Annotated in this window: 12 protein-coding genes; 2 read left to right on the forward strand and 10 right to left on the reverse strand. The window is 69.3% G+C overall.

The genetic code is table 11. The features are described from left to right. Positions 1 to 151 precede the first annotated feature (151 nt). The 9 genes from AB0B68_RS30720 to AB0B68_RS30760 all read right to left on the reverse strand — a co-directional run bounded on the left by AB0B68_RS30720 (position 152) and on the right by AB0B68_RS30760 (position 11080). The gene (locus tag AB0B68_RS30720; protein ID WP_091394566.1) at positions 152 to 856 is read right to left on the reverse strand and encodes a cytidine deaminase; all 705 of its coding nucleotides are present in this window, start codon (positions 854 to 856) and stop codon (positions 152 to 154) included. A 144-nt stretch (positions 857 to 1000) separates the two neighbouring features. Next, positions 1001 to 2281 carry an ABC transporter permease gene (locus AB0B68_RS30725; RefSeq protein WP_357199973.1) on the reverse strand — a complete coding sequence of 427 codons (1281 nt, stop codon included), beginning with the start codon at positions 2279 to 2281 and terminating at the stop codon, positions 1001 to 1003. Between the two features lie 3 nt (positions 2282 to 2284). Then, positions 2285 to 3649 (reverse strand): ABC transporter permease, encoded by a 1365-nt coding sequence (locus tag AB0B68_RS30730; RefSeq protein WP_357264421.1) that lies wholly within the window; start codon positions 3647 to 3649, stop codon positions 2285 to 2287. Continuing rightward, positions 3646 to 5295: an ABC transporter ATP-binding protein gene (locus AB0B68_RS30735; RefSeq protein ID WP_357264443.1), complete on the reverse strand. Its 1650-nt coding sequence runs from the start codon at positions 5293 to 5295 to the stop codon at positions 3646 to 3648. Before AB0B68_RS30735 ends, AB0B68_RS30730 begins: the two co-directional genes overlap by 4 nt. Before the next feature lie 189 nt (positions 5296 to 5484). Then, positions 5485 to 6552: a BMP family ABC transporter substrate-binding protein gene (locus tag AB0B68_RS30740; protein WP_357264446.1), complete on the reverse strand. Its 1068-nt coding sequence runs from the start codon at positions 6550 to 6552 to the stop codon at positions 5485 to 5487. Positions 6553 to 6829: 277 nt separating this feature from the next. After that, positions 6830 to 7177, reverse strand: coding sequence for a hypothetical protein (locus AB0B68_RS30745; RefSeq protein WP_357264424.1), 348 nt, complete (start codon positions 7175 to 7177; stop codon positions 6830 to 6832). A gap of 86 nt (positions 7178 to 7263) precedes the next feature. After that, entirely contained in the window at positions 7264 to 8193 is a 930-nt protein-coding gene (locus AB0B68_RS30750; RefSeq protein WP_355010191.1) for a sugar ABC transporter permease, read from the reverse strand. After that, positions 8190 to 9830, reverse strand: coding sequence for an ABC transporter permease subunit (locus AB0B68_RS30755; RefSeq protein WP_357199961.1), 1641 nt, complete (start codon positions 9828 to 9830; stop codon positions 8190 to 8192). Before AB0B68_RS30755 ends, AB0B68_RS30750 begins: the two co-directional genes overlap by 4 nt. Continuing rightward, entirely contained in the window at positions 9830 to 11080 is a 1251-nt protein-coding gene (locus AB0B68_RS30760; RefSeq protein ID WP_355010193.1) for a maltose ABC transporter substrate-binding protein, read from the reverse strand. The genes AB0B68_RS30755 and AB0B68_RS30760 overlap by 1 nt, the downstream gene beginning before the upstream one ends. 196 nt (positions 11081 to 11276) lie before the next feature. On the opposite strand from AB0B68_RS30760, the gene AB0B68_RS30765 reads away from it, so the two are divergent. Continuing rightward, positions 11277 to 12323 (forward strand): LacI family DNA-binding transcriptional regulator, encoded by a 1047-nt coding sequence (locus AB0B68_RS30765; RefSeq protein WP_357199958.1) that lies wholly within the window; start codon positions 11277 to 11279, stop codon positions 12321 to 12323. Between the two features lie 32 nt (positions 12324 to 12355). After that, positions 12356 to 13993 (forward strand): glycoside hydrolase family 13 protein, encoded by a 1638-nt coding sequence (locus AB0B68_RS30770; RefSeq protein ID WP_357264428.1) that lies wholly within the window; start codon positions 12356 to 12358, stop codon positions 13991 to 13993. 154 nt (positions 13994 to 14147) lie between these two features. On the opposite strand, the gene AB0B68_RS30775 is transcribed toward AB0B68_RS30770, so the two are convergent. Next, complete coding sequence (locus AB0B68_RS30775; RefSeq protein WP_357199953.1) at positions 14148 to 14585, reverse strand: hypothetical protein; 438 nt, start codon at positions 14583 to 14585, stop codon at positions 14148 to 14150. Positions 14586 to 14624 lie beyond the last annotated feature (39 nt).

A 14624-nucleotide genomic window follows, 5' to 3' on the forward strand; every position in this document is an offset into this window, starting at 1 on the left:
GCAGCATCACCATCAGTCCCCGGGCCTGGTCGTGCGCCACGGCGAGGGGGCGGGACGCGGGGGAGTCCTCGGGTACGTCCAGCCGGGCCAGGGCGGAGGGATCAAGCCTGACCGCCCGGAGCCGGGCACGGTCGGCCCCCGCCCCCAACCACTAAGACCACCGCACCGGGATCTCAGCAGGCGGCTCACCCTCGCCCGCCCAGAAGATGGTGCCGGTGGCGTCCACCACGACCACCCGGGGCGTCCGGGCCAGGCCCCAGGTGATCGCCTCGGCCGGGTCGTCCCAGCTTGGCGCCTCCTCCAGCACCCCGGTCTCGGCGCCGGCGTCGTCGCCTGCCGACCGCTCCCAGTACGCCGTCCAGACCTGCTGACCGGCGGACATGTCCGGGTGCACGAAGACGGTGCCGCGCCCGCGCCAGGCGGCGAGCCGCTCCGGGACCACCGGCACCGGTGTCTCCCCGGTGACGGCCTCCAGGTCCTCCACACCGAAGGCGTGCGGCAGCAGCTCGGCCATCCGCAGCGGCCGGGTCTTGCTCTCGATCAGGCACTCCGGCCCGCCGTGCTCCCAGAGCAGCTGCCGGCAGCGGCCACACGGCATCAACGGCTCGCCTGTCGCGTCGACGCAGGAGAGCGCGACGAGCCGGCCGCCACCGGTGGCGTGCAGGCTGGACACGACCCCGCACTCGGCGCACAGCGTCACCCCGTACGCGGCGTTCTCCACGTTGCAGCCGACCACCACCCGGCCGTCGTCAACAAGTGCGGCCGCGCCAACCGGGAACGTCGAGTACGGCGCGTACGCGTGCCGCATCGCCTCAATGGCGGCAGCGCGCAACCGTGCCCAGTCAATGTCGGTCATGCCGCCATTCTGCCCAAGCTGCCCAGGTCAGAAGCGGGCAGGGGCGGCCGCCCGCCGTGATCGAGTGATGAGAAGTAGGCCAGGAACGGTCCCGGCACCTACTTTTCATCACTTGATCAAGTGGGAACGGGCCCGCCCCGGAGGTCAGCCCTTGATGTAGGGCTTGCCGTCGGCGGCCGGTGCCCGGACCCGACCGACCAGCCCGGCGACCGCCAGGATCGTCGCCAGGTAGGGCAGCATGGCCAGGAACTGGCTGGGGATCGAGCTGCTGATCGCGCCCAGGTACGTGGCGAGCTGGTCGGCGAATCCGAAGAACAACGCGGCGAGCAGCGCGCCGGTCGGGTTCCAGCGACCGAAGATCAGCGCAGCCAGGGCGATGAAGCCCTTACCGCCGATCATGTTCTTGGTGAACGAGTAGAGCGCCAGGGTGTAGGACGCGCCGCCGATGCCGGCGACCACACCGGCCAGCAGCACGTTGCGGTAGCGCACCCGCAGCACCTTGACGCCGAGCGTGTCGGCGGCGATCGGGTGCTCGCCGACCGAGCGGGTCCGCAGCCCCCACCGGGTGCGGAACAGCCCGATGTGGATCACCAGCACCAGGAGCAGCCCGAGATAGAGGAAGATGTTGCCGCGGAACAACGCCGGACCGAGCACCGGGATGTCCTTCAGCAGGGGGATCTCCCAGTTGCTGAAGCGGGGCGCGCTGTTGTACTTCGCGGCGTCGGTCTGCATCAGCCGCTCGTAGAGGAAGCCGGTGACGCCGACGGCCAGCAGGTTCAGCACGATGCCCATGACAACCTGGTCGACCAGGTAGCGGATGGCGAAGACGGCCAGCAGCAGCGAGATGAACGCGCCGCCGATGGCTGCGGCGACCAGGCCCACCCACACGCTGCCGGAGATGCTGCCGAACAGGGCCCCGCTGAACGCGCCCATCAGCAGTTGGCCCTCGATGGCCACGTTGACCACGCCGGACCGCTCACAGAGCACCCCGGCGAGCGCGCCGAAGATCAGCGGCAGGGCCAGGATGAACGTACCGCGGATGATGTTGACCAGTGGCATGAAGTTCTGCCCGGCCGGCGCGGCGCTGACCTGCCAGCAGAGGAACGACAGCACGAAGGCGACCAGCCCGACGCCGAGCACGGGAAGGAACCACCGCTTCGGCACCCCGGCGAGCAGCGCCGCGCCGGCGGCGATCGTGATGATCCCGAACAGGATCGCCCCGATCGTGCCGTTGATCTCCAGTGCGGCACCGGCCGCGTCGTCGCTGAGGGTGAACCGGGCCTGTTGGTCGGTGGCGAGCGCGCCGAAGAGCACCGCGGCCAGCAGGCCGAGCGCCAGCAGCGTGAGACCGACCTTCCGGCTGCGGGTCCAGAAGCCCTCGTCGACCGGGGCGACCGCGATGTCGGGGACAGCCATGGTGGACATGAGTTACCAGCCCTTCGCCAGGCTCGTCTGCAACCGGGCGGCGCGCGCGGCCCGGAGCTGGAAGATCGCCTTCACCAGGGCCGGTGCGGCGATGAAGATGACGATCAGCGCCTGGAGCACTGTCACCAGCTCCAGCGAGATCCCGGAGTACGACTGCATCCGGTTACCACCGGCCTGAAGCGCGCCGAACAGCAGCGCGGCCAGCAGCACCCCCCAGGGCTTCACCCGCCCGAGCAGGGCCACCAGGATGCCGTCGAACCCGATCTGCGCGACCACCAGCGGGGTCAACGCGCTGGCGGTCGAGCCGAGCACCATGTTCGAGCCGCCGAGGCCGGCCAGGATTCCGGCGAAGACCATGATCAGGATGTACGTCCGGGTGACGCTGATGCCCGCGGTCCGGGCGGCGTCCGGGTTGGCGCCGACCGCGCGCAGCTCGAAACCGAGCGTCGAGCGGTTGAGCAGCCAGGCGACCGCCCAGGTGGCCAGCACGGCGAGCAGGATGCCGGCGTGCACGCGCAGGTTGTCCCCGAGCAGTCGGGGCAGCTGGGCGGAAGTGTCCACCGCCTTGCTGATCGCGTCGGTGCGGTTCGGGTCCTGCACACCGTTCTGCACGATCAACCAGGTGAGGAAGTACGTGGCGACGTAGTTGAGCATGATCGTGTTGATCACCTCGTGCGCGCCGGCACGGGCCTTGAGGATGCCGGGGATGAAGCCCCAGATCGCTCCACCCAGCGCGCCGGCCAGCACCGCCACCAGCAGGTGCAGGCCGGGCGGCAGCGGCAGCAGGAAGCCGGCCAGCGCCGCCATGATCACACCGATGGTGGCCTGGCCCTGGGCGCCGATGTTGAACAGGCCGCCCCGGAAGGCCAGCGCCACCGACAGGCCAGTGAAGACCAGCGGCGCCGCGTAGGTCAGCGTCTCCGAGATCGGCGCGAGCACCGCCTGCCAGCCGTTGGCGCCGTCCAACCAGCCGGAGAACGCCTCGGGGTCGAAGATCGAGCCCTTGAACAGGTTCGCGTACGCCTCGCTGACGAGCGTCCAGCTGGAGTTGATCGCGTCGGACGGGCGGGAGGTGATGTACGAGTAGGTGGCGAGCACGTCGGGATCAGAGATGATCATTAGCACCGCGCCGACCACGATCGCCAGCACCAACGACAACAGGGTCACCGTGAAGGTGTTCGCCGCCCAGAGGTTGTCCAGGAACAACCGGCCCAGGCTCGGCTTCGGCTCCGGGCCTGGCTTCACCGAGCGGTCCGGCTCGGTGGCCACCTCGGCGCGTTCGGTGTTGCCGAGCGCGTTCTGCGCGGCCTGCGCCTCGCTCGCCGGCTCCTTGTCCGGCGAGCCGGACTGCGGATTGGGGTTGGTCATGCCTCGTCCTCGCTCGCGGAGCCCGCGTCGCGCGCCGGGCTCCCGTCTGCCGCGCCGGGCTTGTCGGTGGCGGGTGCCGCGCCGGGCTCGTCGGCGGCGATTGCCGCGTCGGGCTTCTCGGCGACAGCGTCGTGGGCCTCGTCCTGGCTGATGCCGGCCATCAGCAGACCGATCTCCTCACGCGGGGTGTCCGGGCCGACGATGCCGATGATCCGGCCGCGGTACATCACCGCGATCCGGTCGGCCAACCCGATCACCTCGTCGAGTTCGCTGGAGACCACCAGAACGGCGGTGCCGATGTCTCGCTCGCGGATGACCTGGCTGTGGATGAACTCGATCGACCCGACGTCGACGCCACGGGTCGGCTGGGCGGCGATGAGGAGCTTCAGCGGCCGGGACAGCTCCCGGGCCACGATCACCTTCTGCTGATTGCCGCCGGAGAGGGTGCCCACCGTCGCGTCGGCCGATGAGGTACGAACGTCGAACTGCTCGATCCGCTCCTTCGCGGAGGCGGCGATCGCGTCCGGCTTCAGCGCGAGCCCGGCACCGAACGGCGGCCGGTCGTAGATGTCCAGCACCAGGTTCTCCGCGACACTGAACTCCTTGATCAGGCCGTCCACGCTGCGGTCCTCGGGCACGTAACCGACGCCCGCCCGGAGCACCTTCTTGGGCTTCCAGCCGTTGATCCGGTCGCCGGCCAGGCTGATCGTGCCGGCGAGCGCCGGGCGCAGACCCATGATCGCCTCGATCAACTCGGTCTGACCGTTGCCCTGTACGCCCGCCACGCCGAGGACCTCGCCCGCGCGCACGGTCAGGTCGACGCCGTCGACCGCGCGGATCTGCCGGTCGTCGTCGACGACCAGCCCGGCCACCTCCAGCACCGGCTCGCCCGGAGTGGCGGGGGTCTTGTCCACGGTGAGCCGGACGTTGCGCCCGACCATCAACGCGGCCAGCTCGTCCCGGCTGGCCTCCGGCGAGGCGGTGCCGACGGTCTTTCCGCGTCGGATCACTGTGATCCGGTCGGCGATGGCCTTGACCTCGCCGAGCTTGTGGGTGATGAAGACGATCGACTTGCCGGCCGCCTTGAGCGACCGCATGACCGTCAGCAACTCCTCGGTCTCCTGAGGGGTGAGCACAGCTGTCGGCTCGTCCAGGATGAGCAGGTCGACGTCACGGGTGAGTGCCTTGACGATCTCGACGCGTTGCTGGATGCCGACCGGCAGGTCCTCGATCACCGCGTCCGGGTCGACCCGCAGGTTGTAGCGCTCGGACACCTCGGTGACCTCGCGCCGGGCCCGCCGCCGGTCCAGGAAGCCGGCGATGCCGCCCCTGATCTGCTCGGCGCCGAGCATGATGTTTTCGGTGACGGTGAAGACCGGCACCAGCATGAAGTGCTGGTGCACCATGCCGATCCCGGCCCCGATCGCGTCGGACGGGCCCTTCAGCTTCAGCGGCTTGCCGTCGACCAGGATCTCGCCCTCGTCGGGCTGGTAGAGCCCGTAGAGCACGTTCATCAGGGTCGACTTGCCCGCACCGTTCTCGCCGAGGAGGGCGTGAATCTCTCCAGGCTCCACCGTCAGGTCGATGTGATCGTTGGCGACCAGATCACCGAACCGCTTGGTGATGCCGCGCAGTTCGAGTCTCAGCGCAACCTCCTGGAGTGCGAGCGATGGTGCAGCCTAGCTGCCGTCGTACCGGCCGGACCGGGCCGGCCGCCGTGGTGCGCGATCGGCCGCTCCGACCCCGCGGGGTATCCGCAGAGCCGGAGCGGCCGATCGGGTCGTACCTGTTCCCGCCGGCCCCCCGATGATCTCACCGGAGCGGCCGGCCGGTTGTCACTTGGTCGGCTGGGCCTTCGAGGTGACGGTGATGGTGCCAGCGGCGATGTCCGCCTTGATCTTGTCGACCTCGGCCTTCAGCTCGGCCGGAACCTTGCTGTCGAAGTCGTGGTACGGGGCGATCGAGACGCCGGTGTTGGCCAGGGTGCCGACGAAGCCCGGCTTGGACTCCAGCTTCTCGCCACCGGCGGCCTTCACCACGGCCTCCTTGACGGCCTCCGGGATGTTCTTGACCACGGTGGTCACGATCGCGGAGCAGTCCGGGGTGCTCTCGCAGCCGTCGACGTCCACCCAGATGGTGCTGTACTTGCCACCCGACGCCTTGGCCGCGGCGGTGGTGCCGAGGCCGGAGCCGCCGGCGACCGGCATGATGATGTCCGCGCCCTGGGCGACCAGCGCGTCGGAGACCTTCTTGCCCTCGTCCTGCTTGTCGAAGGCGTTGGAGAAGGAGCCCTTCTGGGTGTCCTTGTTCCAGCCCAGGGCCTGGACGTTCTTGCCCTTCGTGGTGTTGAAGTACTTCACACCGTCGACGAAACCGTCCATGAAGATGGTCACCGGCGGGATCGGCACGGCACCGTAGGTGCCGACCTTGCCGCTCTTGCTCATCCCGGCGGCCAGGTAGCCAGCCTGGAACGCGGCCTGGGCGGTGTCGAACTGCATCGGGTAGACGTTGGCGTCACCCGGGTTCGCGTCGACAATGCCGAACTGCTGGTTCGGGTTCGCCTTCGCGATCTTCGAGGTGGCGTCGCCCATCAGGCCACCGACCGCCAGGATGAAGTCGCACTTCTGGTTGACGAACTGGGTCAGGTTCGGCTCGTAGTCGGCCTCGGCCTTCGACGCGACGTACTTGATGTCGATGTTGTCGTTGGCGGCCTTGGCCTCCTGCAGGCCCTTCCAGGCCGAAGCGTTGAACGACTTGTCGTCGATGCCGCCGACGTCGGTCACCATGCAGGCGCTGAACTTCTTGGCGCCACTGCCGGCGTTGTTGTCATCCTTGGGCGCCTCGCCACAAGCGGCGGCGGTGAGCGCGAGCCCACCCACCGCGAAGATCGAGGCGATCCGCATCCCACGCACCGAGCGCAAGACGTCTCCTTCCCATTGCACACCGCGCCTTGTGCGGTGGCAGCCCATCAGCCGACCTGCGGGTGTGCCGCCGGCTGTCCCACGTTACGGACGGGAGCGTACGCCCGCGTCCACCCACCGGCCGACAATCGTGCACGACTGTTGAGCGCCTGTTACCCGGGTGTAACCCTTGCGTGGGGCACGTCACTCTTCGTGCTGGTAAGCAAGCGCCATGGCGTCCGCAACGTCCGTTTTCTGGAGGCGTTTTCCTCCTCGGACGTTACCGCCAAAAGACCGCGACCGCCGCGTTGACCAGGGTCAGACCGACGATCGCGAGGAAATGACCGCGGTTGACCACGTCCCGCTTCCGGGAGAAGAAGACCATGACGAAGATCAGCAGCGCGATCACCAACTTCGTCACAAGTTTTGCGGGGTTCGGCTCGTCGTCGCCGCCGCCGCGCAGCGGCGCGGAGAGGCCCAGCCCGGTCAGCAACTGGATCACCGCGCCCCACAGCATGGCCTGGTTGATCCGCAGCCGACCGCTGGAGTACTGGGCGATCGAGCCACCGAGCAGCAGGGCGAACCCGATCAGATGGACGTAGAGAAGGATGAGTCGGAGTGCTTCCACGCCTCCCATCCTCCCCTATCAACGACACTTTGTAGTAGTGGGGTGACCGGTCGGCGCGTCCAGGCCGCCCGGCCACGGCCGACGACCTATCCCTTCACTGCACCGGAGGTGAGGCCGGAAACGATGTACCGCTGGAGGAACTGGAAGACCAGCACCGTCGGGATCGCGGTCAGCAGGGTGCCGGCCGCGAAGATCCCGAAGTTGGTGTTCCGCTCGCCGCCCTGCAACATGCCCCGCATGCCGACCGCGAGGGTCTTGGCATCCGTGTCGGTGAGGAAGACGCTCGCCATCAGGAACTCGTTGATGGTGTTGATGAAGGCGAGCAGCCCGGTCACCGCGAGGATCGGCGCCACCAACGGCAGCATGATCCGGAAGAAGACCTGGGCGTGTGAGGCGCCGTCCACGGTGGCCGACTCGTCCAGCTCGCGGGGCAGTGTGTCGAAGAAGCCCTTCATCAGCCAGGTGTTCACGCCCAGCGCGCCACCCAGGTAGAGCAGCAACAGACCCCACGGGGTGTTGAAGCCGATGGCCGGCCACAGGTCGGTGATCGTGCCGAAGATCAGGAAGATCGCAACGATCGCGAGGAACTGCGGGAACATCTGGATCAACAGCAGTGACAGCAACCCCACCCGTCGCCCCTGAAACCGCATCCGGGAGAAGGCGTACGCCGCGAGCGCGGAGAGAAAGACCGACGCGAACGCGGCCCCACCGGCGATGAGCAGCGAGTTCAGGAACCAGTCAGCGAACTCGGTGCGCGCGAACAGGTTCCCGAAGTTCTCCAACGACACCCCGCCGGTCGGCACCAACTCGGTGGACGACAGGGTGCCGAGCGGATTGAGCGCCGCCGAGACGACGAACACGAGCGGAAAGAGACTGAACAGCACGCCGAGCAGGCCGACCAGGTGCCGCCAGCCGACCTCGGCGAACCATCGCTTCTTACGCCTGCCCGCGTTGCGGTCGACCGTCGCCGAGCCGTTCGCGCCGCCCGTGACGGCGGCGCCGGTGAGCATGGTCATGAATACACCTCCTCCTGTTGGCGGGTCCGCCGGAAGCTGACCGCCGACACCACCGCGACGATGGCGAAGATGAACAGCGAGATGGCCGCGGCGAAGCCGAACTGTGCGGCCTGCCCACCGAACGCCAGCCGGTAGGTGTAGGTGATCAGCAGGTCGGTGGCGCCGTTGCTGGGGTTGTCCGCCGGGAATGGTGCACCCTCGGTGGTCAGGTAGATCGCGTTGAAGTTGTTGAAGTTGAACGCGAACGACGAGATCAGCAGCGGCGAGAGCGCGACCAGCAGCAGCGGCAGGGTGACGGCCCGGAACGACTGCCAGCGCGACGCCCCGTCGACCGAGGTGGCCTCTGTCAACTCCCGTGGGATGGCCTGTAGAGCGCCGGTGGCCACCAGGAACATGTACGGGTAGCCGAGCCAGAGCTGCACCAGGATCACCGCGGCGCGGGCCGACCAGCCCTGCCCGAACCAGTCGACGCTGAGCCCGAACAGATTGTTGATCAGCCCGAAGTCGGTGTTGAACATGTCCCGCCAGACCAGGAGCATCGCGAAGGACGGCATGGCGTACGGCAGGATCAGCAACATCCGGTAGAGGTTGGTGCCCCGCATTCGGGGCGAGTGCAGCGCCAGGGCGATCGCCATGCCGAGGATGAACGTGCCGCCGGTGGAGCCGATGGCGAAGGCGAAGTTCCAGATCAGCGTGCGGAGGAACGGCCCGGAGATCCGCTCGTCGGTGAGCACCCGGGTGAAGTTGGACAGCCCGACGTTCACCTTCCAACCCTGGGCCAGCCGCTCGCCGTCGGCGGCGACGAACGCGCCGACCTCGCCGTCCGCGGTCCAGGTCCTGCCGCTGTCGCTGTCCTTGACGCAGTCGCAGCCCGCGTCGTACGCCCGGACGGCCTTGCCCTCGTACGCCCGGGACAGGCCAGACGAGCGCAGCGCGCCTCCGGCCGTCGGCACCACCAGGTCCGTGATGTCCTTGCTGCGGGCGCTGGCCTGGCTGAAGTTCAGCACGGTGTAGCCGTCGGCCGCGGTGACCTTCCCGCCGGGGCCGACGGTGGCCGCGCCGGGATCGAGCGGGCGAAGGCCCTCGGCGTCGCCGACGGAGACCGTGTCGGTTCCTGGCTTGGTGATCAGGAAGACCAGGGCACCGGTGGCCGGGTCGCCCTTGGTGGCGACCGACAACGGGTACTGGGTGGACCCCGGGACCTGCTTGACCGAGGAGCTCTGGATCGCGACGATCGCGTCGTCCTTGCTGCCTCGGTGGCCGTCGCCGAAGTTGGTGAAGGCCGTGCTCGCGGTGTAAAGCACCGGCACGACCTGGAAGGCGATCAGGAAGAGCGTGCCGGGGATGAGGTACTTCGCCGGGACGTGCCGGCGGCCCAGGTACAGATAGAACAGTGCGGCGGTGGTCAGCACCAGCACCGCCAGCCCGACCCACTTCTCGGCCGCCACGAGCGGGAAGGCCGCCCAGATCGCGATCCCGGCCACCAGGCCGAGCAGGATCACCTTCGCGGCGAGGCCGGTCGCGGTGATCGGCGCGTGGTTCCGCGCGGTACGGGTGGTGCGCGGGGACCCGGTGCGGACGGGCCCCCGGCCCGGGGCCTGCTGGGCAGGCCCCGGGCCGGACAGCGGTGTGCTCATTACTTGATCGAACCGGCGATCGTCTTGCCGGCCGCGGTAACCGTGCTGGTCGGGTCGGCGCCGCCGATGACGGCGGCCTCGGCCTTGCCGAACGGGTCCCAGATCGCGGCCATGGCCGGGATGGCCGGGAGCACCTGCCCGTTCTTGCCGGCCTCGATGAACTTGGCCAGGTCCGGGTCGCTGCTCTTGACCTGGTCAAGCGCGGCGGTCAGCGCCGGCGGGCGCGGGTCGGCCTGGTAGAGCGCCACGGCCAGCTCCGGCGTGGTGACGTAGTTGGCGACGAACTCCTGGGCGAGTGCCTTGTTCTTGCCCTTGGCCGCCACGTAGAAGGACTGGACGCCTACGAACGGCGCGGCCGCCTTGCCGCCGGCGAAGCCGGGAACGGCGGAGACGTCGTACTTGATGCCGGCCTTCTTCACGTCGGCGGTGGCCCACGGCCCGGAGACCAGGAAGGCGCACTTCTTGCCAGTGAAGGTGGCGGTCGAGTTGGTGTCGGCGATCGAGCGCTTCAGCACGCCCTCGCCCTTCTCGCCGAGCGCGGCGATCTTCTTGAACGCGGCGATCGACTCCGGCTTGCCCACGCCCAGGTCCTTCGGGTCGTAGTCGCCGTTCGCGGTGGTGCCGAAGAGGTAACCGCCGGCCGAGGTGTACAGCGGATAGATGTGGTACGCGTCGCCCTTCTGGCCGACCTGGAGGCAGAGCGTCTCGGTGACCTTCTTCTGCGCCTTGAGCTGCTTGCCGGTGGCGACCAGGTCCTCGATCGTCTTCGGTGCCTCGGGGGCCAGTTCGGTGTTGCGGATCAGCGCCAGGTTCTCCTGAGCATAGGGCACGCCGTAGAGCTGGCCGTTGAACGTGACGGCCTTGACGGCGGTCTCGTTGAAGGCGGCCTTCTGCTGGTCGGACAGCTGCACCGGGTCGATGGCACCGTTCTGGACCAGGTTGCCGATCCAGTCGTGCGCGCCGATCACCACGTCCGGGCCGCCGCCCTGGCTCGACACTGTCACGAAGTTGTTCTGAAGGTCCTCGTTCGGGACGGCCTGGACCTCGACGCTGACGCCGTTCTCCTGGCCGAACTTCTCGGCGAACGGCTTGAGGGCGGCGGTCCGCTTGTCGTCCGCCCAGATCACCAGTTTGCCGCCGGCGGCCTTGGGGGTCTCCTTCGCGGCCGGCTCGTCGCTGTCGCCACCGCAGCCTGAGGCGGCGAGCGCCAGGGCGAAGAGGGCGACCACACCCGCGGTACGGATGCGCATCGGTACTCCTGTCGTCATGGCGGCTCGCCGGGGACGGGCGGCTCGCCAGTGGAATGTCTGGAAGTTCTTGCCGATCGGCGCATGGATACTGCGCCGCTGCTCTCGCGTGTTGCGGGGACGTTAGCAAGACGTTGCAAGTAATGGAAGGGCTTGCAGAGGACCCCGCAAGAACTTGCCGGTGGGCTAAAGTGCCGCCATGCGCGCTCGACTGTCCGACATCGCCCAGCAGGCCGAAGTCAGCGAGGCCACGGTGTCGCGGGTGCTCAACGACCGCCCCGGCGTGGCCCCGGAGACCCGGCAGGCCGTCCTCACCGCCCTCGACGTGCTCGGGTACGAGCGGCCGGCCCGGCTGCGTAAGCGCAGCGCCGGTCTCGTCGGCCTGGTGGTGCCGGAGCTGGACAACCCGATCTTTCCTGCCTTCGCCCAGGTCATCGAGTCCACTCTGGCGCAGAGTGGATTCACGCCGGTGCTCTGCACCCAGACCGCTGGCGGCGTGACCGAGGACGAGTACGTGGAGATGCTGCTGGACAGGCAGGTCTCCGGCATCGTCTTCGTCTCCGGGCTGCACGCCGACACGGCCGCCAACCACGACCGCTACCGGGCACTGCTCGCCCGGCCGTTGCCGGTCGTGATGATCAACGGGTACGTGCCCGGCATCGGCGCGCCCTTCGTCTCCTGCGACGACCGGGAGGCGGCCGAGCTGGCAGTTGCGCATCTGGTCGCGCTCGGCCACCGTCGGATCGGCCTGATCACCGGCCCGGACCGGTTCGTCCCGGTGCAGCGCAAGGTGGCCGCCTGGCGTTCCGCGATGACCCGGCTGGCCGGCGTCGCCGAAGCCGACCTGGGCCCGCTGGCCGAGCTGTCACTGTTCGGAGTGGAGGGTGGCGAGGCGGCGGCCGGCCGCCTGTTGGACCGCGGCGTCACCGGGGTGGTCTGCGGCTCCGACCTGATGGCGCTCGGCGCGATCCGGGCCGCCCGTCAACGCGGCCTCGACGTGCCCGGCGGCCTCTCCGTGGTCGGCTACGACGACTCCCCGCTGATGGCCTTCACCGACCCGCCGCTGACCACGATGCGGCAACCGGTCACCGCGATGGCGGTGGCCGCCGTCCGCGCCCTGGTGGACGAGATCAACGGGCACGGCGCCCCGCACTCGGAGTACCTGTTCCGCCCGGAGCTGGTGGTGCGCGGCTCCACGGCTGTCGCGCCGAGTCCCGCACGCTTGTCTTACGCAAGATCTGCTTGACTCTTGCAACGGCGGGCCGGCATATTGCTCGAATGATCAGCACCGCCACCCCACCGCAGACCACCACCGACGACGACTGGTGGCGCTCTGCGGTCGTCTACCAGGTGTACGTCCGCAGCTTCGCCGACAGCGACGGCGACGGCACCGGCGACCTCCAGGGCATCCGGCAGCGCCTGCCGTACCTGCGCGACCTCGGTGTGGACGCGCTCTGGCTGACCCCCTTCTACACCTCGCCCATGATCGACGGCGGGTACGACGTGGCCGACTACCGGGACGTCGACCCGATGTTCGGCACACTCGCCGACTTCGACGCGATGATCACTGACGCGCACGCCCACGGCCTTCGGATCATCGTCGACCTGGTGCCCAACCACACCTCCAGCGCGCACCGCTGGTTCACCGCGGCGCTCGCCGCCGGCCCCGGCTCCCCGGAGCGGGCCCGCTACCTCTTCGCCGACGGTCAGGGCACGCACGGCGAGTTGCCCCCGAACGACTGGGAGAGCATCTTCGGCGGCCCCGCCTGGACCCGGACGGCTGACGGCCAGTGGTATCTGCACCTGTTCGACAGCTCGCAGCCGGACCTGAACTGGCGTCACCCGGAGGTTCGCGCCGAGTTCGAGGACGTGCTGCGGTTCTGGCTGGATCGGGGCGTCGACGGATTCCGCGTCGACGTGGCGCACGGCATGATCAAGGCGGAAGGGCTGCCGGACGTCGGCTTCAGCACGATGACCACCGGCCAGCGTCAGGTCGAACTGCTCGGCAAGGGCCGGCTGCCCTACTTCGACCAGGACGAGGTGCACGAGATCTACCGGGCGTGGCGGCCCATCCTGGACAGCTACCCCGGCGGTCGGATGGCGGTCGCCGAGGCGTGGGCCGAGACGCCACAGCGCCTGGCCCGCTACATCGGCCCGGACGAGTTGCACCAGGCGTTCAGCTTCGACTTCCTCGACGCCACCTGGTCGGCCGACTCGTTCCGCAAGGTGATCGACACCGCCCTGGCCGAGGCGACCGTCGTCGGGGCGCCCACCACCTGGGTGCTGTCCAACCACGACAAGCAGCGGCACGTCACCCGGTACGGCGACGGCGTCGAAGGGCTGCGCCGAGCCCGGGCCGCCAGCCTGCTGATGCTCGCCCTGCCCGGCTGCGCCTACCTCTACCAGGGCGAGGAACTGGGCCTGCCGGAGGTCCTCGACCTCCCCGACGAGCTCCGCCAGGATCCGGCGTTCCTCCGCACCGGCGAGAGCCGCGACGGCTGCCGGGTGCCCATCCCGTGGGACGGCGAGCTGGCTCCGTACGGCTTCGGACCGGCCGGCAGTGAGCTGAGCTGGCTGCCCGCCCCGGCGCTCTGGCGGGCGCTGTCCGTCACGGCGCAGACCGGCGTGCCCGGCTCGACCCTGGAGCTGTACCGGACCGCGCTGCGGATCCGCCACGTTCATCCCGCGCTCGCCCTCGACGCCGACGGGGTCACCTGGCAGGAGAGCGAGCCGGGCGTGCTGGCCTTCTCCCGCTCCGCCGGCGCGACAGTGCTGACCTGCGTCGTCAACATGAGCGGCGCGCCGGTCCTGATCGACGGGTACGGTCAGCCGCTCGTCGCCAGCGACGAGCTCACCGAACAGGGCTCCGGCCGGCTGCTGCCAATTGACGCGGCAGTCTGGTTGGAACGGCGCTGAACGGGTAACTCGTTCTCGACCTGGTCGTTCGTCGTGCCCCGCGCCGACGGGCGACTGGGCTACCGGCCCCTTGTGGTGGGGGGTGAGGTGCCACCGGCGCCGCGCGGAGTCCGCTCCGCGTGGCGCCGGTGTCCGTGCACGCCGACCCAGGTCGTCACTTCGCGGTGAGCAACGCCGCGATCCGGGTGAAGCCGGCACGTACCTCGGCCTCGTCCGGCGCTTCGACGGGCTCACCGTGGCCGGCCTCGTCGGCTGCCGCGTCCAACTCCTCGTCGATCACGTCCTCGAAGTCGCCGTACAGGTCGGCCCCCTCCACCTGCCGGGCCTCATCCTCGGCGGCGACCTGCGCGGCGGCGATCTCGCTGCGGATCTCGTCGGCGGACAGCGCCGGCAGCAACGGCTCCACCACGGCCATCAACTGCTCCTCGGCCACCACCGCCTCGGCAAGGGCCAACGCGTGCGGTCGCTCGTACGGCCCGCAGACCACCGGCTCCCACTCGTCGATATCACCGAGCGGACCGAAGGTGATGATCCACGGCAGGCCGAGGAGCGGCGAGTCCGCCGGCAGGTCCAGTGTCATGAGTGCGCCCACCGGCTCATCATGGTCCGCGAACGCGAGCGGCGGCGCAGT

Origin of the sequence: Micromonospora sp. NPDC049049 (assembly GCF_040649115.1) — a bacterium.
In the GTDB taxonomy this organism is placed as follows: Bacteria; Actinomycetota; Actinomycetes; order Mycobacteriales; family Micromonosporaceae; genus Micromonospora.